Origin of the sequence: Crateriforma spongiae (assembly GCF_012290005.1) — a bacterium.
Lineage (GTDB): Bacteria > Planctomycetota > Planctomycetia > Pirellulales > Pirellulaceae > Crateriforma > Crateriforma spongiae.
Genome location: NZ_JAAXMS010000001.1, coordinates 460,574 through 482,647, shown reverse-complemented (window position 1 = coordinate 482,647; position 22,074 = coordinate 460,574). Strand labels below are relative to the sequence as shown.

12 protein-coding genes are annotated in these 22,074 nt (G+C 56.4%); 4 read left to right on the top strand and 8 right to left on the bottom strand.

All coding sequences use genetic code 11. From position 1 onward, the window contains the following. Nucleotides 1–122: 122 nt before the first annotated feature. From HFP54_RS01785 to HFP54_RS01770, 4 genes are all read right to left on the bottom strand, one after another. Entirely contained in the window at nucleotides 123–2,444 is a 2,322-nt protein-coding gene (locus HFP54_RS01785; RefSeq protein WP_168563845.1) for a peptidase, read from the bottom strand. Next, nucleotides 2,431–3,789, bottom strand: coding sequence for a DUF1501 domain-containing protein (locus HFP54_RS01780; protein WP_146411998.1), 1,359 nt, complete (start codon nucleotides 3,787–3,789; stop codon nucleotides 2,431–2,433). Before HFP54_RS01780 ends, HFP54_RS01785 begins: the two co-directional genes overlap by 14 nt. An 83-nt stretch (nucleotides 3,790–3,872) precedes the next feature. Beyond that, nucleotides 3,873–5,762, bottom strand: a complete 1,890-nt coding sequence (locus tag HFP54_RS01775; protein ID WP_168563844.1) for a DUF1553 domain-containing protein — start codon at nucleotides 5,760–5,762, stop codon at nucleotides 3,873–3,875. 82 nt (nucleotides 5,763–5,844) lie between these two features. Beyond that, nucleotides 5,845–7,254: a chorismate transformation FkbO/Hyg5 family protein gene (locus HFP54_RS01770; RefSeq protein WP_146411993.1), complete on the bottom strand. Its 1,410-nt coding sequence runs from the start codon at nucleotides 7,252–7,254 to the stop codon at nucleotides 5,845–5,847. A gap of 573 nt (nucleotides 7,255–7,827) precedes the next feature. Here HFP54_RS01770 and HFP54_RS01765 point away from each other — a divergent pair. From HFP54_RS01765 to HFP54_RS01755, 3 genes are all read left to right on the top strand, one after another. After that, on the top strand, nucleotides 7,828–10,602 hold the full coding sequence (locus HFP54_RS01765) for a hypothetical protein (protein ID WP_168563843.1): 2,775 nt from the start codon (nucleotides 7,828–7,830) through the stop codon (nucleotides 10,600–10,602). An 18-nt stretch (nucleotides 10,603–10,620) separates the two neighbouring features. Beyond that, nucleotides 10,621–12,294 carry a sensor domain-containing diguanylate cyclase gene (locus HFP54_RS01760; RefSeq protein WP_168563842.1) on the top strand — a complete coding sequence of 558 codons (1,674 nt, stop codon included), beginning with the start codon at nucleotides 10,621–10,623 and terminating at the stop codon, nucleotides 12,292–12,294. A gap of 275 nt (nucleotides 12,295–12,569) precedes the next feature. Then, a complete protein-coding gene (locus tag HFP54_RS01755; RefSeq protein WP_145301462.1) occupies nucleotides 12,570–13,238 on the top strand; it encodes a zinc metallopeptidase in 669 nt (222 codons plus the stop codon). A 16-nt stretch (nucleotides 13,239–13,254) separates the two neighbouring features. On the opposite strand, the gene HFP54_RS01750 is transcribed toward HFP54_RS01755, so the two are convergent. From HFP54_RS01750 to HFP54_RS01740, 3 genes are all read right to left on the bottom strand, one after another. Next, on the bottom strand, nucleotides 13,255–15,027 hold the full coding sequence (locus tag HFP54_RS01750; RefSeq protein ID WP_168563841.1) for a tetratricopeptide repeat-containing sulfotransferase family protein: 1,773 nt from the start codon (nucleotides 15,025–15,027) through the stop codon (nucleotides 13,255–13,257). Between the two features lie 326 nt (nucleotides 15,028–15,353). After that, the gene (locus tag HFP54_RS01745; protein WP_168563840.1) at nucleotides 15,354–17,390 is read right to left on the bottom strand and encodes a matrixin family metalloprotease; all 2,037 of its coding nucleotides are present in this window, start codon (nucleotides 17,388–17,390) and stop codon (nucleotides 15,354–15,356) included. A gap of 61 nt (nucleotides 17,391–17,451) precedes the next feature. Further along, nucleotides 17,452–20,604: a serine/threonine-protein kinase gene (locus tag HFP54_RS01740; protein WP_168563839.1), complete on the bottom strand. Its 3,153-nt coding sequence runs from the start codon at nucleotides 20,602–20,604 to the stop codon at nucleotides 17,452–17,454. An 18-nt stretch (nucleotides 20,605–20,622) separates the two neighbouring features. Here HFP54_RS01740 and HFP54_RS01735 point away from each other — a divergent pair, with 18 nt between their 5' ends. Beyond that, nucleotides 20,623–20,763: a hypothetical protein gene (locus HFP54_RS01735; protein ID WP_168563838.1), complete on the top strand. Its 141-nt coding sequence runs from the start codon at nucleotides 20,623–20,625 to the stop codon at nucleotides 20,761–20,763. A gap of 125 nt (nucleotides 20,764–20,888) precedes the next feature. Here HFP54_RS01735 and HFP54_RS01730 read toward each other — a convergent pair whose 3' ends face one another. Next, nucleotides 20,889–21,527: an RNA polymerase sigma factor gene (locus HFP54_RS01730; protein ID WP_146411977.1), complete on the bottom strand. Its 639-nt coding sequence runs from the start codon at nucleotides 21,525–21,527 to the stop codon at nucleotides 20,889–20,891. Nucleotides 21,528–22,074 lie beyond the last annotated feature (547 nt).

Below are 22,074 nucleotides of genomic sequence, written 5' to 3'. Positions count from 1 at the left end.
ACCAAGATGAATGAATTTGGTTCGCATTGTAGCCCGGTCTTCCCCCATGCGTCTGCTGACAGGCCGCCGGCAGATGCCCCCCCGGACGTCTTGGCGGTTTTGTCACGAGACCGCCACATGGATCAGTTTCGCGATGCAACGCGCCGTTGGGGTCGCGCTCGAGACTTCGAAATTTCAAACGGCAGAGCAGGGTAAAGTCCGATGTCTTGGCGTCGCATCTTTGGATTCGGGTTGGCTTCGGTCTTCGGTGGCATGATTTCACGAATGACCCGAAAGACCAAGTTGCCGGCGTCACCATCGCTCAAATCGCAGGCCGTGGTATCGATTTCCAAACCCAGGCGACCTTGACCGGTATCGACCAGCGAAGCCGCAATACCCTCCGGTGCATCGACTGGTTCTAGATTAATTTGGGATGGCTGTACATTTTTCTGTTGCATGACTGCGGGAACAGTCACCTTGCCACTTGCCAGCAACGGAATCGGCTGGCCCGGTGGCACCTGAACACGGAATGGGATCCAACCTGTACGTTTTCCGGTCATCACCAGGCTCCATTGATCCAACGGAATCAAATGATGCCAAATGAACGCCTGCATTCTATCTTCGCAAGCGACCGCAACGGATTCGACGTTTGTTCGCCCGCGACCGCGACGTGCCGCAATCCCCTTCATGTGCAGCGAGGCGGATTTAGCATCGGGCTTGGCTGGCATCGTCAACGTTGCCGTCACGCGGTCCAAACCTGGCGGGACAATCCCGCCGTTCAAGACTAAACCCTCGGGCGGGTCCACCAGTTGCAACTGAATCGGTTGATCGAACCCATCGGTTCGCATGACGTGCACGTCGATAGGGACCACTTGGCCTGGTCGCGCGGCAATCGTGCCGGGCGTCACTCGCAATTGGAAGCTCGACTCGGGCGCTCGCAGGCATAACCGATAGGCATACTCGGGGCCACCATTGCGCTGGGTGTCCATCAACCGCAGGTAGTAGGGCCCACCGGCGGGCAGCGAAACTTCCAAATGCGAATCCGCCTGGTGGGTCAAAAGGCCATGTGAACGGTCTTCGAAATCATCAGCAAACGCAAGCACATTCCCGTCGGCGTCCAGCACGGAAAGCACCGAATCCAACGGCGATCCTAATCGCCTGGCATACACTTCGGCGGTAATGCGTCCGCCACCGGGCAACCGGTAAAGATCGATGTCCCCGGGCCGATCAATCCGACCGTTGATTGCCGTACGCAGCTTTATGGGCTGTGCTTCATCCGGCGAATCGTTCGATTCAGCTTCGTCGACGTCCGGCCAAAGATCGACACGCAGCGGCAACGAAACCTTCGTTCCATCATTCTGCCGCACGGTGAATATTTGCGGACCATCGATGTTTCGTCGTGATTTGGTTTTGATCGTCGCCGTCGTGTTGGTCAGATTCCACCCACGCAGACGAACGGTGACTTCCGAATCAGCTGTGGCCCCCAACGGAAAATAGTCGGTGACGAAAGGTATTTCGCCCACCGTGACTCGATAAACAAAGTCTTCCCGTCCCCGGTACACCGAATCCCGAATCGTCAGGGTGTAGGTGTCGTCACGACTAACGCGATGCATGATCACCGGGTCTTGATGAAAGAAAAACGAATCGGAATACGCGACTTCGTTTCCATCAGAATCTCGTAGATCCATGACCGCTTGAAACCAGCCGGGCACGGCATCGGCCAAGTAGGGGATCACGTCGCGAACGGATGCCTTGATGACCAGATGCTGACCACGGCGAACGTCAAACGAAAACCGATCACGATCGCCAGGGAAGATCTGGCCGTTGATGGTCAGCGGTGTCGACCGAGACAAGTATTCGGGATCGTCGTCATTGGGCTCATGTTCGACCACTTCCGTATACCGATCGATATGAAACCAGATCGGGTCGGACACCAACGGATCTTTTGCCAGCCGCAATTGTCGTTTTCCGACGTCCGCATTCTCCGCCACGGTGACCTTCAAACGAATCTGCTCGTCTAGTTGCTCATTCGGTTGTCGTCGCGGATCACGCCGACGTTGACGATACAGTTCCATCTGCTCCAACTGTTCGTCAGTAAAACCAGCTTCTTTGATCACCTCTTCTTCCGGCGGCTTCCCTTTCAACCCTTTCGCTTCTCGTTGCTTGGTCAGTCGATCGCGAATGGTGTCCAGGGTTCGACGCAGACTATTGAATTGGCCATCGGTCAAAGGCTGATAGTAGCTGACGACCTCCACCGTGACGCCCTCACCGGTGATGGCGGCGGATTCAATGGACTTCAGGTACTGGCCGCCGACCACAACTTCACAAGTCTGGCCTCGTTGGCAGCCGGCCGGAAAGACGTAAGCCAAATGGGGCTTCTTGGGGATCGGCTGCGCCGTCGCCGATGCCATCCAGACGACGGCCAAAGTGAATCCCCATCCGCGGGAAATGCTATACAAGTTCATCAAGCCGGCCTCCCGAATCCAATCCTTCGTCTTGTCCCGGTGTGATGCGAACCGGGTATCCCAGGGGATGCGGCAGGGTCGCCTCTGGATCGATCCCCAGTAATTCGTACATCGTTCCGATCAGATCCGTCGGATACACCGGACGATCGGCAACGGTTTCGCCCTTGGCATCGGACTGCCCCAAAACTTGGCCGCCCACAAATCCGCCACCGGCCACCAGAGTGGAAAACACGGCGCCGAAATGGTGTCGCCCGCCGTTCCACGGTGATTCCATCGCAACCTTGGGTGTCCGGCCAAACTCTCCGATACACCACACAATGGTGCTATCCAACATGCCACGTTGATCCAAGTCATTGATCAGTGCGGACAAGCCGCGATCCAGATCGGGAAGTTTTCGTCGCATCACACCGAAGTGGTCTTTGTGGGTATCCCATCCGCCGTCGTTGATGGTGACAAACTTGGATCCGTTTTCCACCAAACGTCGGGCGGCCAAACACGATTGACCGAATCGTGTGCGACCATAGCGTTGACGAACTTCATCCGATTCCTGGTTCAGATCAAACACCTTGCCGGTATCACCAAGGATCATGTCATAGGCTTGATCGCGTGATTCGGCTGCCGACGCCAACGTGGTCGAATGTTGAATTCGATCGGGCAACGAATTCAACTGGCTCAGCAGTTCCCGACGCTGCAACTGGCGATTTTCGTTCAGGTCCGGCGCAACGATGCCTTCGACCGCGAATCGCTGGGCATTCGGATCACCGCCGGTTGCGAAAGGCTTGTATTTGATCCCCAAGAAACCCGCTTCTGAGAAGCGACCCTGCGGACGGGTCAGCACGACGTAGGGTGGAATCAAACTCGATGATCCACCATCGGTCTTTTGATCGGTCATGGCGTTGACCACCGCACCCGCCGCCGGATGCACGATTCGCCCGGGCATACGTCCGGTTTGCGTCAGGTACGATGCTGTTTCATGACCATTCTGACCATGGGTCATGCTGCGGATCAGCGAATACTTGTCGGCAATCTTTGACAACTCGGGTAACGATTGTCCGATCTGAATCCCCGGCACGTTGGTTTCACAAACGTCACTTAGCGGCCCCGTGTATTCGGAACCCAAACCCGGCTTCGGATCAAAGGTGTCCGTGTGGGACGGCCCACCGGCAAGCCAGACTTGTATGACCGCTTTGGCTTTGGCATTTTCCTGCAGCACACCACCGCTGGCCGATGCAGCGTACAGCCTGGACGCCAACATGAATCCCGCAGAATTCAAAACCCCCGAATGCAACATCTGCCGACGTGTCAGCCCCATCCCCAAACCGTAGCGATGATCATGTCGATTCATGGCAAGTCTTTCATTTCATTTTCGAACGGTTGTTTTCTGTACCAACGACATCACAGTGCTGGCGTCCGGTGGATTCCGCATGACTAATGCCGAAACAGAAACTCATCACAGTTGATCAACGCCCAGATCAAATCACGACTACTGCTGGCGGAACGGCACATGGGTTCGCCAAGCATGACCTCGTCGTCGCTGGGTCGCCGCGACAGTACTGTCATATAAATCTGGTTCAAACGCTGCGGCGCCGGCGTTTTCCCTTTGTACAACTTTGCTGCCGCAGGCCCTTTCTTCAATTTGTCACGAACGTGATTCGAATTCAGCAGGTGCAAAGTCTGCGCGGCCGTTAAGCGATTGTTTCGTTCCGACGCCATTCCCGTATCACGAGCGGGTCTGCCGAACATTTCCAAAAAACTGCTAGAGATGCTTCCGTCCGGCAGACTGATGGCCCGTTGATCGTTGGGCAGAAACGTATATGGTTCCGGAATGATGCTCATGTAGGTTTCGGTGGTTCCGGTGATTTGACAGATTGCATCAATCAAAACTTCAGCATCCATTCGACGCGGAATGTAACAAGCAAACCACTTTTCGGCCTTCTGGCTATCGCCCTTGGGAACACAGGACTGCCCGTAGGCCGAACTATTCAAAATCAAGCGATACAAATGCTTGATGTCATATCCGGAATCGATCAATTCTTTAGCAAGCCAATCCAGCAACTCCGGATGGCTGGGTGGATGATCGGAACCGAAGTGATCGACCGGTTCCACGATCCCACGTCCCATCAAGTGTGCCCAAAGTCGATTCGCGATCCCTTTTGCAAAAGCGGGGTTTCGTGGATCCGTTAGCCAGTCTGCGAACACCGACCGCGGATCGACATCGGGCGGAATTGTCACAGCCTTTCCATCTGGGAAAACTGCTTCCAGATCCCGCGGCGAATCACCGTCGGCTTGATGCAAATCGAAATAGACGATCTCTTCCTTCCATTCGCCTGTCGGCTTGTATCCGACCTTGGTGAAGAACTGTGTGAATCCTTCTCGCTTCGCCTGCGGCCATTCATCAAGGCGTTCACACAAGAACGTTAACGCGACCACCGTGGCAATATCGCCAGGTTCGTTCCCCTGCAATGCGCGATAGAAGTTTGCCGGCGGTGACCGAAAATTGCTTCCCGATGCGACCAACAATTCCTGGGCAAAACGGTCCATCGGCTGATTCGTTTCGATCGACCGATGAATCCAATGGTGGTAGGCCTGGGCCGCATTGGGCCAAAGGTTAATGGGAAACTCTGCCTTCACTCGTAAGCGATCACACCAACGCATGGTCGCGTAGTCCACATATTCAGGCCGCCGCAAAACCGCTTCGACAAGCTTGGATCGTTTCTCGGGATCGGAATCGCTCAGGAATGTACGAACCTCAGGCAAAGTCGGCAAAGTGCCCAGCACATCCAAATAGACTCGCCGCAAATACGTCGCATCATCGCACCGGCTTGCCGGTTGAATCCCTTGCTGTTGCAAGGATGCACGAATCATTCGATCGATCGGATTGACGATTTCAAACGTTGTTGCCGGCTTGGCATTTCCAGTTGCACCGTCGGCGGCTTCGGAATCGTTTTTATCGAGCGTTTTGCCATCGAACAACGTCTTCGGTAAAGACCGGGCCAAGGACTTCTGGTTGCTTCGATCCGCTTTTCCACCACCCTTGGTGACTTCGCTAAGAAATCCCGCGGGCACGATCGCATTTCCAGCAGGCCCGGCTGGATTCGGACCGCTGAATTGATCTGCCGGGTTTACGGGCGCCGCCACATCAAGCGGACTTCGCTGCAGCCAAACGAACAGTAGCACCAGAGCCAAAAGAAACGCGATCGTCGAATACATCCAATGACTGACAACCAGGGCCCATCGTCCGGGCCGACGCTTGCGTCTTGGTTTCGTTCGAATTTGAAACGGGCTGATGTCGGTCGACACGATCGATTCGGTACTCATGACATTCCCATTGCCTTTTCAATTCAGGGGCAACCATGCAAAGCGTCAAACGACGGTGTTTCGATGGACGCTAGTATTGGATTCAGTGCCGGTCAGGATCCGGTTGGCGTTTGGTGAAGGCCACACCTTCGATTTCGACCAACAGTTCAGGCCGACACACATCGGCAATCGCGTAGATGGCCGGAACATCGCCAAACCGCCGACGACATACCGCTTCACACACGGGTTTGTCTTCAGGATTTTTGACGTACACACGAAGCTTGGCGATATCCGCAAGTTGTGGATGAACGCCTTGGAAACCATGACGTTCCATGTTTTCCGGACTGATCAGTCGCTGGATATTGTCGATGGTTTGTTCGGTCTGTTTTTCAGCGTCACCAAGATGAACGCTTTCCGATTCCAGGATGCTGGCCGTTCCTGAAACCCATGTCGTGACGTAGTCATCAATTGACATCGCCATGGCCCGAGCAAACTTGGGGCTCTTCAACGAAAAGCGTTGGTCGTAATCGAATGCCGAAGTCTGACTCGGGTTTTCCAACGGACGAATCACGATGTCATCGCGATCGGTCTGCAAGCCCAACGCAGAAATGGTCAACCCGCCACCGGTCATTCCGATTCCCGTGCTTGCGGGATAGATGACTTGGCCGGCATCACCAATTTTCATGAAACCGGCGGCGTTCTGCTGATCGAAGAAGTCCGTTCGTGCGCGATTGAGTTCGCGATAACGCTCGGTGCCGGATTCCAATTCCACGATCTGGTCCTGATACAACCAGACTCTCGGCACATCAGCCATGGTGGCACCAATGCGATCCAGACGTCCGGCAAGATCAGCGAAGACAAACTCGGCTTCGGCGTAGGCCGATTCATGGAAGTGTTCCGGAGCGACGATTCCGCCCACGTGAATCCACCGCATGTCGTTGTACTGGACCGTGACGATGTCAGTCGTTGGAAAATCAACTTCAACATCCTTGCCACCCAGCGCCCACGCTTCGATCGCCAGGGCTTGGCCGCCGGCAGGAGGCTGGACGATGAAGGTCGTCGCTGGCATGGTGTCCATGAAATAGGATTCCAACAGCCGACGAATGGCCGGAATCAATTCGGCGGATTTGACGAAGATCGTTTGCATCGAAACCGTCATGGCGACGGGTTGTTGCAGCATGATCGCGCGGATCGTCGACACCGCCTCCCATGCTTGATCGATCGGTGTTCCCACACATTGCGGTGTCACCATCAAGGCGATTCGACGAATGTCCTGCAGATCGATGACCGTGTGCTGTTGCCGACTTAACAAACACGGTGGTGTGGTTGCTTCAACTGATTTGCGATGGGTTTCCGGCCGAGATACGCAACCCATCGTGCATTCCCCCAGCACTTGCCGACTGGGCATCAAACGATCACACGTGATCGATGCATTCGCGCCAGTCCATTGGTTGTTGAACGCAGAGTTCTGGATCGCGCCGGCGGGGCGACCATTGGTTTGAATTCGTTTCATCGGACTGATTCCGTCAAGGGACACACTGGGCGGGAGGAAGGTGTGTGGTTCGTGGTCCCGGTGAGACTGTTAGGCGAAACACGACGCCACTGCGATCGCATTGCGTCTTGTTCCAACCGCATTCGAACTCAACTTCGACCGTAGTTACAACGCCAAGACGCGACAATGGTCACCACAATGCAACTGCAGGGGCTTTTTGCCGCACCCGAATTCCGTGGTCTCCCCGCTGATTCCATCAAGTCCGTTTTGAATCGTCCCAGAGCATGCCCGAACATCGATCTGCAGACGCAAGCCCGTCGCAACGGTCCATGACTGTGGTAGCGATCATGCGTTTTGTACGGATTGATCGATCACGGATCGGCCGACAGCGTCACAGTGCACCGGCGAGTCCATCGTCATGCGAAAGTCTGACCTAAGTTTCGTCGGTGAACGCGTACCCACCGCGGCACCCACGAAACAACTTAGGCCGATTTTTCTGTTCACTTTGCCATCGGTGTCGGGGGGCGACGCGTGTCGGGACCACGAACACAAATCAAGACACAACGTCACCGGTTCGTGCCGAGATTGGAACGATTGGAATCGCGACTGCCCCGTGCAGGCGATGTCGGTTGGGATTTTGAAATCGAATCGACCGATACGTCGACCAATGTCCCTCAGATCCCCGTTGAATTGGCAAACGCCGGGACCAGTGATCGTGCCGGACTTGCCGAATCGGTTCGGATTGATTCCAGATCCACGCAACCGCCGCTGAAATCACCGGAAACAACCATCACCGGTTTGGGGCAAATCGAAGTATCCGACGTCGCGGTGATCACCTTTGACGATGGGACACTGCTCACCGTCTTCGTCGACGGTTCGGTGAACGGCCCGTGGTACTTGCAGGCTCGACAAACGCTGGCCGACGGCAAGCCCGGCGGTGCCGTCATGACGCTGGCCGAATTGGACGTTACCAACACCTCCACCGCCTACATCCATCTCAACGGCGCCTCTTTACGGCAATCACCACAGGGCGATGGCACGTTCGTTGTGACATGGGCGACTGAGACCGAACTGTTTTCACAACACTTCACACGCGACGGCCAGGCCACACGCGCCGCCGAACGCCTGTATCAATCAACGGACACGTGGGGCGGAATTGAAGCACAGATTATCGCTGGTGCAGACCAGTACGTGACAGCCTGGTTGGACCATGCATCGTCCACCGTCTATCGGCAATTCATTGCCGCCGATGGCCGACCGATCGGCAGCGCCGAGATGATCGGGCAAGGTGACGCGAATGCCTTTCTGGGTGACTTGCAACTATTGACACACCCGTCCGCGGATCATGTGATCGCGTGGAATTCTTATCCCGACTGGACCAGTAGCGACGTCACAACCTCGCAACCGACGTTGCCCACACGGTCGGCTTTCCTTGCTTGGAGCGACCGAGCAGACGAAACCATTGAACTCGCCATCCCTGATTTTGCCCCCGAGGGACCGACCGCGATCCTTGGCGATGGATCTTGGGTGCTTCCAGGTGAAGCAATCATCGGCGATGAGTCGTGGCCTGCTATCGGTCGACTGGATGCAGAAGGAAACGTGCTGCCGTGGATCTTGGTCGACGGTTTTCAAGGCTCTTTTGACGGTCGCCCCGAAGTCGTCCCCTTTGCGAAAGACGGCTTTGTCATCGCTTACTTCCGGGGCGAAACCGTCAACAGTGGCTTCTACGCCCAAATTTATCGTGGTGATGGAACCACGATGGGCGAAGAAATTCGTTTGAACGAATCCGATTTGCATCCCTACCACCACGGACGCATCGACGCCCTGTCCCCCAATCAGTTTGCATTTCACTGGGCCGGATGGAATCTGAATGACACCGCACCGACCATCATGTCCCGACAGATACGTCTTTCGGAGACACAATGGCATCTTGACCTGGACGACACGTACGAAACTCAGGTGCAAAGCATTGTCTTGAACGGATTACCAGACGCAGTGACCGTCGACGGTGCGAGGCGACAGTCCGGCGAAGGGTGGATCGTCCAACGCGACCAATTTGAATCCTTGTCCATCTTTGGCTTGCAGGAACTTGCAGATTGGTCCGGACACTTGCGACTGACCGCCGTGTCGGACGAATCTTCCCAAGAAGACATCGATGTCACAATCGGAACGGACGATGACGACATCTTGCAGTCGGATTCAACATCACAGTTGGTGGATGCTGTTTTCTCCGGCGACGGATGGGATCGCTGGACGATCGCCCGAGACCATGCGGAGTTCACCGCCGATTGGATCGAGGTCGACCGTGTCTTTCGGTTGACCGACACCGTATCCGGACACGTGACAACGGTTCACGATGTAGAAGAGATTCAATTCGACAGCGGAAGGTGGTTTCCGGCAGACCTAATTTCGTTCTCCGCCAGCGAGATGCCCGACAACGACCATCCGTTGATCGATTCTGTATCGGCCGCAGAAAGCCCCACCGACGCAGTCGATCAATCCGCTCCACCGATTTCGCCATCGCCGCCGACGACGTCCACACCAGCACTGCTTGCGGACGCTTCACCGGGAAACATGACGCCCGGCTTGCCGGCATCCCCCGCCTTCGAACCAGCGTTGGAGCCTTCCGCTGGCCTTGAACCGACGGAACGTCGCGAGACCAAGGGAGATCGATCTGAAAAACGCGACCAGACGGACGATACGTCGCAAGAACAATCACTTTTGCGGGGCCAGGGCCAGTCGAAGAACTCTGTCACGCCTTTGGCGCCCCCATTTCCATCGCTCGGTCAAGACCGCGAATCGGCCCAGCAAGCCGGACTGAATGATCGACGTCGTTCGAACCAAACGCGGGAGGAGGGCCTGCAACGCACGGTTTCCGGCCCCGCGGTAGCGATTCCCAACCTTCCCGCGGTTTCACATCAATCCGGCCAACCGGGTGCGGCGGCGGAGGGTGAAGAAGATTTTTCAGGCACAATCGGCCTGCTGGGTGAAGCGGCGAAAGCTGACAACGAACCGAACAAACCAGCGATCTTTATCAATCGCTCATTCGACGCGAAGCCTTACTTCGATAGCCGACAAGTCTTCGCGCAATTGGATCAACAACAGTCCAAGCGGGAAACGGCGGCGGCCGATGTCGAGATGGTGGTTGGTGCTGCCGTCGTCGTGGCCACTGGCTTCTCGATCGCCGAATTGGCTTGGCTGCTGCGTGGAAGCGTCCTGCTGACCAAACTGATGTCTTCGGTGCCGATTTGGGTCGGCTTTGATCCTCTTCCCATGTTGACCTCGGTCGCCGTCCCTTCGGACTTGATGGCCGACCAAGAATCCTTGGCCGACATCGCCCGAACCTTTCACGCCGATCATCCGCATTGATAATGGGCCGCTAATCCGATGCAACGTTTTGGAACCACCACCAGAATCGCCTTTGCGATGGCGATGTGGACCGCGACGGTCCTTCTGATGCTGCGAGTGTGCGGTGTCATCAGTGACCGAACCGCCGAAGCCATACGACAGCGTTCCGAACTGTCGGAAATGGTGGCGGTGACGTGTTCGCAAATGGCCAGTCGTGACCAGACCGATGCGATCGCCGTGACGCTAGCGGCACTGGTCCAGCGTGATTCGGACGTTTTGTCGGCCGCTTGCGTTGCCGACAATGGCGAAGTCATCGCAGAAACCGTGGGCCATCCGATGCACTGGTTGGCCGACAGTGGAGATGTGGAAACCGGCGCGACGCAGATCGAAGTTCCCGTTTACCAAGGCGACGAGCACTTTGCCGATGTCCAGGTCACGTTTCGTCCCCTGGTCGCCCAAGGTTGGCTAGGCTTCTTTGGTCTGCGGTCGGTTCAGGTGACGCTGCTTGCAACGCTGGGAAACTTGCTGGGCTTTCTGCTTTTGCTGCGTCGATGTTTTCGGCATTTGGACCCATCACGGGCGGTCCCCGAACGAGTCCGCACAGCGTTGGACACAATGGCCGAAGGGATTGTCGTGGCGGATATGGATGGCCGCATTCGTATGGCCAATCAACCGTTCGCTGAATTTTGTGACTCGGCAGTCAACGATCTAATTGGGAAAGACATCGATGACCTTCCTTGGGTCATCAAAGAAGACGCCAAGTTCACCCAATTGTTGGATTCCATGGCATCGGGAGGCCGCGAGAGTGCCGACTTGCTGCGGCTTTCGCCCAGCGATTCAGACGAACGCATCTTGCAGCCTAACGCCAGTCGTATCATCGAAGGCGAACAGTGTCATGGCTACATGATCTCACTGGCCGACGTCACCAGCCTGGAACAGAAGAACCAGCAACTGGAATATCTGGCGACTCGTGATCCGATGACCGGCTGTTTGAATCGGCGTTCGTTCTTTGAGCAGATGGAAACCCACTGGTCCGGTGCCGAACGACATGGCCATTCGATCGGATGCCTGATGGTCGACGTCGATCACTTTAAATCGATCAATGACAACTTTGGGCATGCAGTGGGCGACGAGGTTCTGATTGCGGTTTCATCCGCCTTGTTGGAAATGGCACGGGGATCAGATTTGGTTTGCCGTTACGGCGGCGAAGAATTCTGTGTCGCGATGCCTTTCGAGACGATTGAGGGGGCAAAGTTGGCCGCACAACGCTATCGCAAAGCCATCGAATCGCTGACCTTTGACCAGTTGTCGGTCACCGCAAGCTTGGGAGTATCCTGCAACGCACTGGGAGCCGATTCGGTGGAATCGATGCTAGATCAGGCCGACCAGGCGCTCTATCACTCCAAACGCACTGGGCGTAATCGTGTGACCACCTTCGCTGAACTTCCGGAGGAAACGGACACGCCGGCTTGTGAAAACGATGTCCAGCGCCAAGATTCATCGGCGGCGGCGGAGGCAATCTCAGGCGACGATCCCGTCGATCCGTTGGATGCCGAATCGAGCTTGCTGGAGTCCGTTCAGACGCTGGTCCGCGACCTTCAGGCGGAAGGCCAATCCCAGGTGCCGCTGCAACGCTTGCAGGGAGTTCTGGCAGACCGGCCCGCCGCGTCAAACCAAATTGACACTTCCGTTGCCCCGTCGGGCGTTCACTGATCGCAAGACCACCAACGGTAATGGAAAGCGGCACTGGCGGACAAATTCCGGGAGCCCACCATACCCCCCGGCAGCATTTTCTAGCCAAGAGCGCTACAATCGCTACGAACCACTGAAGGATCACCAGCGATAACAATTTGGATGATCGTCGATCCGGTGGTCAGCAGTCTCGAGCCTTTGGTCCGCCAATTGCGTTCAATACTGGTTTGAATTGCATTTGCTGCCATGTTGGCCGCTCCCAGCCCTGAGCCGTTCTGCAAGGAACTTGAAAACCGATGCTTCTGTATTTCCTATTCGTTTTGCCGCCGTTTCTTTTGGGTCTGTACGCCCAGTGGCGAGTCAAGTCGAACTTCAGCAGCATGAGCGAAGTTCCGGCGCGAATGAGCGGTGCCGAAGCGGCACGTCGCATGCTTGATTCCGGCGGTCTGCAAGGTGTGCCGATCGAAATGGTGCCCGGTCACCTGAGCGATCATTACGATCCCCGTGGCAAAGTCGTCCGATTGTCGGCGGATGTCTACAACGGACGCAACATGGCAGCCCTTGGCGTCGCCTGCCACGAGGCGGGTCACGCGTTTCAAGACGCCCGACAGTACGCACCGCTGGTGATTCGCAATCTGGCGGTTCCCGCAGCCAGCTTCGGCAGTGGTGCAGGGGTTTGGATGCTGATCGGAGGCATCTGGTTGGGATCACAACCACTGGCGTGGATCGGTGTGGCCCTGTTTTCGGCCGTGGTATTTTTCCAGCTGATTAATTTGCCGGTTGAATTCGATGCCAGTGCGCGAGCGAAGCAACAATTGGTCGACCAGCGTTTGATCGCTGAAGCGGAACTGCCGTACGTGTCGAAGGTATTGAACGCCGCGGCACTGACCTATGTGGCGGCGACCCTGCAATCGGTCATGACGCTGGCGTATTACCTGTTCATTCTATTGAACCGCCGCGACTAGTATGCCGGCATCGGCGTCAATCCGTCGATGCCTGCTGAAGACGTTCGGCGATCGGCTTCAATTGACGTTCAAAGCGTTTCCATTTGCCGATCGATGTTGCGTACATCGGTTGGCGTACTTGGAATTTGCTCGGCGTGTGGACCGATCGGTCATTTTCATGAAATCGTAAGCAAGCGTCTTGGAAAGGGATTTCAAGTTCGGTGAACACACGACGAATCTGACTTTCGCTGTCCGAAGCCAGTTTTTCGTAGTCGACTTCGACCAATCGGTTGGGAACGACCCGTCGCCAATGATCCATCATCCGACGATATTGGATGTAGTAATCGGCCAAGGTATCGGGATCACAAAATGGCGGCGTCAAATTCTGGCACATCGATGACGCCAGAATGTCCATCGGATCTCGCCGACAGTGGATGATGCGTGCGTTTGTAAAACAGAGGGCGACCAGACCGAGATGCATGAAATTGGTCGGCATTTTGTCGGTCACGTACTGACCATCAACTTGATGAACGGACAGTTGTTCCAAGTAGTCCATCTGAAACTGTTTGAAGTCTTCCGCCTGGGCAAAGGGCAACCCGTTGTGATACTTGACCGCGCGAACCGGCCCGCGGAACGATCCCGATGACTGCATTCGTTGGTGCCAAGCTCGAAACATTCGGCACCGCAGGCGTTCCAGATCTTTCAATTCGCCGGCGCCATCGATCAGTGAATGGCAGCTTAGGATCTGTTCGGTCAAAGTGGTCCCGGATCTCGGCATTCCGACGATGAAGATCGGCTGCTGAGAACCGTGTCCGATCCCAGCAAAATGTTGAAACGTGTCCGCATCAAACGCCGCGATGGCATCATCAACGATGCCAGCCATACGTCCTGATTCATCGGGACGCATGCGACGCATTTTGATCTGGTTGGCTTGTCGATATGCGTCCCAGGCCTGATCAAAATCACCGCAGTCATCGCAAACTTTCGCGATGGTATACAGCCACTGGGTTTGTTCCACCGGCTGGTCTGCTTTTGCCAATCGCCGACGCAATTCGGTCAGATAGCGATTCGATTGATCGTCTGGTTTGAATTTCCGAATTCGAGAATACCGAAAGTGTGCTAACGCCGACGAATCGGATTGCTGTACCAGTCGGTCAAACTGGCTTCGTGCTCCGTCGATGTTGCCTTGATCAACATCCAAGGTTGCCAGTCGCGTTGCCGCAGGTCGAAAATCGGGGTTCAGTGCCAACGCTGATTCGAATGCTTGACGAGCGGCGGTGAAGTTTTCTCGCCTCAATTCACCGGTTCCGATCCGTGCCCACAATTCGGCGGTGGGTCGTGACTGAACTGCGATTCGCAGATGCCGCAGTGCCTTTTTTGACAGTTCCGTTGCGGCATTGATCCGACGCAAACGGCGGAGCCATGCCGCACGTCGCAGCAGCAGCGCCGCAAACGTCTCATTCAATGCGGCCGAACGAGGATGCCGCGCCAGGGCGGGACGCAACGTCGAAATGGCCGCCGAAACCTGCCGTCGTCCGACATACAGCCGCGCCAGATCGATGGCGGCATCGCCGTGTTCGGGATCCAGTAAAAGCCCCCGTTCGAAGTACGCAATCGCACGATCGGCATTCCCCTGATCGCGGTAAATCCGCGCCAGAATCAACCAGGCCATTGCTTGGTTGGGCTGGCAATCGACGGAACGAATCAGCATCGTTTCAGCCGCCGCCAAATCCTCATCGGCCAACGATGCCAATGCGACGATCAACAACGAATGATCGTCGTGGTGCAGCGATCCCGGAGATGAATGCAACAGTTCCGTTGCACGTCGTCCGTGTCCTTGCCTCAACAGCTCAATGGCACAAACGTTCAAGGCGGTTGTGCATTCGGCGTCTCTTCGGAGCCTCCGACACGCATGCTGGTGGACGGCCGTCGCTGTCAACGCAGCCGCCGAAGCGTCGCCACTGTTGACTTGCAGGGTGCGATACCTGGCAACCGCCTGCTGCGATAGTTGTTGGATCAACTGATCGAGCCCCACAGCCTGATGCTGTGGCAAGGTTGCTGCAAATCCACCGCGACGATCACGCCCAGCAGACGCTCCCACATCCGATCCATTCATCACGCTCATATCGCCCCCCTTCAATTGGATGAATAGGACGAGTAGTAGTCGTCGTACCCGAACGGATCGTAATAGTAGTAGTAATAGTCGTAATCGTAGTCGTAGTCGTCGTAATAGTAGTAGGGATCGTAGTCTGAATCGCCTTCGTCCGGATCGGATCCGTTTCCGGGATCTTGATCATCGGACAAGCCGTGAACGAACAATGACGCATCCACCGCTTGCACCGGAGCATCACCGCGCGATACCGCCGCAAACCGCAGGATATAGTCACCAGAATCCAACATCGCGTGAACGGAACGTGAACCGCCCGCGGTTGCCCCGACAACCAAAACGACTTCTTTGGTGAATGCGTCGTACACGGTCAGTCGAACACCGGCATCGTCGGATGCTGCCGTTGCCGACAAGTCGAAACGATACATCTTCGATTCACGCAAATTCCAGCGGACGAATTCATCTTCGCCCGGTTGGATCGTCCGCGAGAACATCTGGTGTGCGTCGGTAAACGCCGGTGTGAATTCGGCCGACGCGACATAGTTGCCGACATCCACGGCAGAACTGGGATCCACCGAAATCCGCAGAAAGTACTCGGCCCCCGGTGTGGGCTGGTCGACGTCTAATGTCCAAGTACCATCCGCTGCTAAGCGTCCGGACGCACCGACGGTGGCGCCACTGGCATCCAGAATTTGAATCTTCAAGTCTGCCGCAGCATCACCACCGATCGGCGACAGGTGAACCCGCATCGCGCCGCTAACATTGGCCGGTACGGCCACTTTCCAGACATCGACGTCGGTGGATCCACTGTTATTGGTACCGCCGACCGACGAAAGGACTTCCTGGCGATGACTTTGGATCCCGCCAGGCATCACGGGCAAGGGCAGAGCGTCGGCGATCACATCGGTCGCACCGACTTCGTCATCGATCAAGTCAAAGTTTTGCCACAGGTGCTCGGCCAAACTGTCGTAGGCGGGTGTCACCAAGTCCGATGCTTGAACCGTATCGGATCGGTAATCGATGACCAAGTCATAATCACCGGCACTGTAGACATCGCCGTCGGCTCCCGTCACACGAATGTAGGCCAGCTGTTGTGCGGACAGTCCGCCGAGGGTCAATGACACATCATTGTCAAAAACAGAATCGGCTTCGGCCGAAGCCAAAATGCCTCCGGTCAAGTTCAGCAGTTCAATCTTGCCTTGAAGCAAGCTGATTTCGCGAGCCTGCAGGGTCACCGTCACGTCGCCAGACAACGACAAAGGGACGTACCGATACACGTCGACGTCCGCCGCGTCTTTTAGACTTCCGCGCACTCGGATGGTCTGACCTGCTGGATCAAAACCGGCGGGATTCGCGATCAGGCTTGCCGTCAAAAACGATCCGTTGTCAGCGGATTCATAGTCGTCGGACCGCTGGCCATATAATGCTTGGATATCGGCGATGTCTTGGGCCGTCAGAATCCCTTTGGGGACGGTGTAGTTTTGGAACATGACCGACGACGTCAAGTCATTGTCTTCGATGCCCAGGGCATTGCCCGCTTCGTGCAAGAAAACGCTGAACAGATCGAACTGTTGTGGCGATTCCGGCGGCGTGGGATCGGGCGCGGCGCCACCGGCCCAATCGTGATAGGCGAAATTCGTGGCGGAGTTTAGCAACAAGTCACCCGACAGCGTTCCCGCCATCACTTGGAAAGGCAACGTGTTGGCTAGAGCGCCGGACTGTGGAATCGATCCGATTCGAAATTCACCGAACCGCGGATCATTTTGCTGCAATCCCGGCGTTCCGAAGTCGGCGCCCGCGTCATTCGTCAGTGCGACGTTAATGTCGGCGACGTATGACCAGGTTTGAAAAGCACGCAGCGCCAACTCTTGCCACTCTTGGCGGTCGGCCAAAGCGTCAAGTTGCGAATGGATTTCGTTATCTTGCCCGTGAATATCCGAACCGTCGTGGGCAAAACTGATGGACAGGCTGGATGGATCAGGCCACGGCGTTCCGAACGCGGCAAGCATTCGACGCGATTCCAACAACTGTGATTGAATCTGGCGTCGTCGATTAGGGGCGGGCAAGGGTGGTTCCTTTCATTCCGCGATTGCGGTGTGGACAAAAAACGAAAATTGTTGTGTATGCCTAGTCGGTGATATCCCAAACGTCCTGTTCGTCTTGCCCCTGATTCCGATTGCTGTATCGAGTCCGACGTACCAATTCGGCCGTCCGCCCCACGGCCGCAAAGCCGGGAAAACGTCGCAGGGCGTCCAAGTCGGTATCTGTGCGAAGCAGGTCCACGCCATAGCCGGAATGAATTGCACTGGCCAATAGCGACACGCCTCGCTGATAGCGTGTGTTGTCACCGACCAGGGAACAGATACACGCGGCCTGGTACAGCGTTCGCCCGCTGTTGGGCCGCTGAAGTGCGGCATCCATCATTTGCAGCGCCGACTCGGTTTCTTGCGAGCGTGCCAACAATACGCCGGTATCGACCATCGCACGTTCATCGCTGGGGTTCAGCCGGCGGACTTCGTCCAGTGATGCGATGGCGGCATCCAAGTCACCCAGTTTTGTATGGACCGCTGCCAACTGATAATGCACCTCCGGTGAAGTCGCGCGCAACTTCTTGGCCTCCAGCAAATCCGCCAACTTGCCTTCCAAATCATCGCCTTGGCGATATTTGGCTCGATTCAGGTACTCGGCAAAACTCTCCGGCGTCCCCTCGATCGCCTTGGCATAGTCGGCTTTGGAAGCGTCGGTGTTCCCAAGTTGACGTTGAACTTGGCTTCGCAAGATCGTCAACGACAAGTTTTCGGGACGATGCTGAAGCCCTGTATTGAGCGTCTGCAAGGCTTCTTCGGGCTGACCCAAAGCCATCAGACACTGCGCGTGTGACCAGCGTGCCGAAACAAACGCCGGATCCAACTGCAACGCACGGTGGTAGTCCGATTCGGCTTTGGCGAACCTTTTCAGGCTTTGTTGGCATCGCCCACGCAAGTACCACAAACGTGGTGAATCGGGTGACCGTTCGATGGATTGCGTGAACGACAGCAGTGCGTCTTTGAATTCGCGTTGGCCTCGCTGGGCTCGCGCAAGCATGGTCCAGCGCAACGACGATGCGATGGCCTGTTTGTCCGCAAGCATCGTTAGCAATTCAATTGCCTCGCGGTAGTGCCGGTCCTTTAAATCTCGCACTGCCTCCAAGTACGCTTCGTCGTCGCTGACGTACGCCAACTTTTCCGGCGGGACGGAATCTTCATTGGTGTCGACGTCATCACGTTCCGTGAAACGCTGCAGGTCTTGCAGCAAGAAGCGGTACGCACGTGATTCATCCGGATCACCGCCGGTCGCCCGAATGGTTTCCCGAAACGCATGGACCAGAGTTTGCAATTGGGCAACATCGGCTTCGGTGGCGTTGTCGGTGCCATGAACATCGTCCAGCCGTTCCACCGCATTGATCGCCGCATGCCCAAGATGCCGGAACAGCACCTGACCTCGTTGAAGCTGACTTTCCCGGGTGGTCGCCGCTTGAATCCACCGCGTGGGTTCACCGGGTACCAACAATCCACGGTCAGTCAGTGGACGCACCAGGTCGTTGAAGTAGTTCGGATCGGTTCGTTGTGGATCGACGATTTGTCTGGCCAGTAAGCGGTCAGACAAATCTTGAAACTGAACCAATTGCGACTTTGCTTCGAGTGCCAGCGATTGGTTCCGCCATCGAACAGCCAAAGGCACCAACATCAACGCCGTCAGCGCGGCCAACGTCGCAACCGAGCCGCCCGATACAGCCTTGGGATGCCGGCGAAACCATTTGTGACAGCGTCCGCGCAAGGGTTCACTTGCGAATTGCAACGGGCGATCCGTGGCTTGGGATCGCAGGTCGGTCAGCAACTGTTCGCTGTCGCTATAACGATCGGCCGGATCAAAGGCCAAGCATTTTTCGATAATGCACCGCAGCCCCAGCGGGACCTTTGTCGACGAATCCCAGACCACCGGACCGCGGCGATGCTGCACGCCGACTTCCAAATCGATCGCGGCGGCCGACTCCGGCGGCTTGAACGGCAAACGCCCGCAAAGAAACTCGTACATCATCACGCCGACCGACCACAAATCGGCACGAGGATCCGCGGCCAGATCGCAACCCATCATCCGCCGATAGGTTTCCGGTGACATGTAGGGCAGGGTACCACCGGCGATCGCGGAACCATGATTTTGAAACGATTGGGAAAGGTTGAAGTCCAGCAACGCCGGTTCACCATCGTTTCGGATCAACACATTGGCGGGCTTCAGATCGCTGTGCAAAATCCCGCGGGCATGCGAGTGAACGAGTGCTTCGACAATCTTGGAAAACAGCCACAACGTTAAGTCAGCTCGCCCCATTGGCTGCAGCCGAATCAGCGGTGACTGGTCGGCGATCGGCTTGTCGGCCACCATTGGATCGGCGGCCCAATCCAGCGGCGTCAGGAAAGAATCGTTCACATATTGCTGTGGCGTGATCGTCGCGGTCGAAGGTGTCCCAACCGCATCGAACCGCTGAACCGTTTCGTCACTGCGATTGCACAGTGTCGCGATCAACGACTGGCCATTTCGATCCTCCGGCATGTCCGACTGGGACAGAAACTTTTGCAGCGTCAAGCTTCCCGCATAGGGCATGCACAACACGGTGCAATCATCAAAACGGTGGACCGAAAAGATGGGCACGATGTTCGTGTGTTGCAGCGTTGCCAATCGCTGAGATTCGTTCCGCTCGTCACGAACGATCTTCAAGACCACGAAACGACCGGCGAGGTGCTTTTCCGTCGCCAGGTAGACTTCGCTAAACGCCCCGCGCCCCAAACGTGCTTCGATCTCGTATCCGATCCGACGCAGGTTCAGGCGAAGACCTTCCGAAGGTCCCGTCGTCGATGCCGCAGCATCGCCTGGACTTTGCCGGCTTGACGGGTCGTCATCATCAATGCGACGGTCGGTTTGCTCCTGATACCTTGTCGGATCGTCCGGCATCCCGGCAACGCTGCGTGACCGCCGATCTTCGAAATGAATCTGCGACACGAATTCCTGGTGTCGCCAAAGCCGGGGAAACGCAGACCGGTAGTCGGCCAAATCCAATGGGTTTCCCGCGCCGTATCGACGTTCGATGTCGACGCGGATCAATTCGGTCGCGGCGGCCAAATCATCGCCAAGGGAGTGACGTTTCAGCACGTCGGCGATTCGATCAATCGAATCGTTCGTCCAATCCGTTTCGAAAGCTGCGACGGCATCCTCGAGCCTGTCGGTATCTTTCGCTTCGATCATCATGTCGGCTGAATCCGTATCGTGAATCAAAAATCCGTCATTGATTGGTTTGTGATCGCGGGGGCACACGCATCGCTGAACGTATTGGCCGGACCATCGCCGTTGGCCATCACGTTGCGTGCTTGCCCGCGGCAAAACCAGCCCCGAGCAATCGTCGGTTGAATCGAACGATTGTAATTTCAGATGGTGCTTGTCAGACGCAGCGATCGGTATCAACACGGACCGGCATCGCCCGACGGGCGATGCGGCATTGGCGTTCGCCTTTCAAAAGGGCGAAGGCCGGAACCTCATTCCGTTGTTTCGTTTCGATCCGCTTGGCTTAGCTGCTGAGTCAGACGCGAGCGACAATTTTGCAAGATCCGTTCAACGGAACGTCGGCTTCGTCCGATGATCTGTGCAATCTCCTCCACTGTGTGCATCTGCAAACGCAGCGTCACAATTTGTTGTTCGTCGGCACGGAGAGGTTCGATCAATTCGCGAAAGCTGGTTTCGAACAACTGCAAGGATTCATCGTCGATGGCTTCGTCCCAGCTCTCGGGATCGTCCAACGAGAAAACCTTGGCCCCGCGGCGTTGCGTCAGCATGGCGCGGTAATGGTTGCGGACCTTACGAACCGCGATTACCGACATCAAATTCCACAGCGTCGCACCCTCCGGTGCATTGTATTGTCCCGAACGGACGCCCATGAAGACGCTGCGGAGCACCGACTGCAGAACATCTTCCGGCTCGGTCCGCGTCCTCAAACGCTCATTCATCCGACTGGCGATCAACCCGATCAGCCGGTGAGCGTACCGCTCGTATAAATCATCAGCCGCCCGCTCGTCTCCGTTCCGGAAACGATCGACCAGTAAATCGTCACTGGGCTGGGATGACATAGGAACCTTAAGCGAACTGCCGACATGCGAACCGTCTTCGCAGAATAGCATCCGCCCCGAACCTACGGTAAGTATTGACGATCCGTACACAGACCGCCTGCACCCACACCCACGTTCAGCTCACCCCATCCCCTTCGTTATCTCACACCCTTCTTCGTTTCTTCGGCTGTTTTGTCGAATCGCGACGAACGCGTTGCGACGCGGCCCAAACCGCCTGACAGCTCCTCGGTTCCAAGAGCGACCATCGAACCGATGGATTGCCAGCGGATGAGCGATGCCCCCGCCGCTACCGCGTTCGCCGCGACCCGAACCTGCCCGGCGAAACGATCAACTCGTCCACGCCGGGCCGGCCAACTGTGCCACCGGCCGACTTGGAACGCTTCTCCCGCGTCCCACGTCGTTTGCTAACTTTGTCTATCCTGCTTCAAACCCTCACCTGGTTTGCCAGCCAACTTACTGTTGCCGTTGATCACTTCCGTCTCGTCCACCCGATCACCTGATAGACCAACGGCCTCGGCGGGCAACGACCAGGGCCCGCCAAGATGCCCCAAAATGGCAGACACTGAACGATGCCTTGGCCGACGCTCATCTTTCCGCA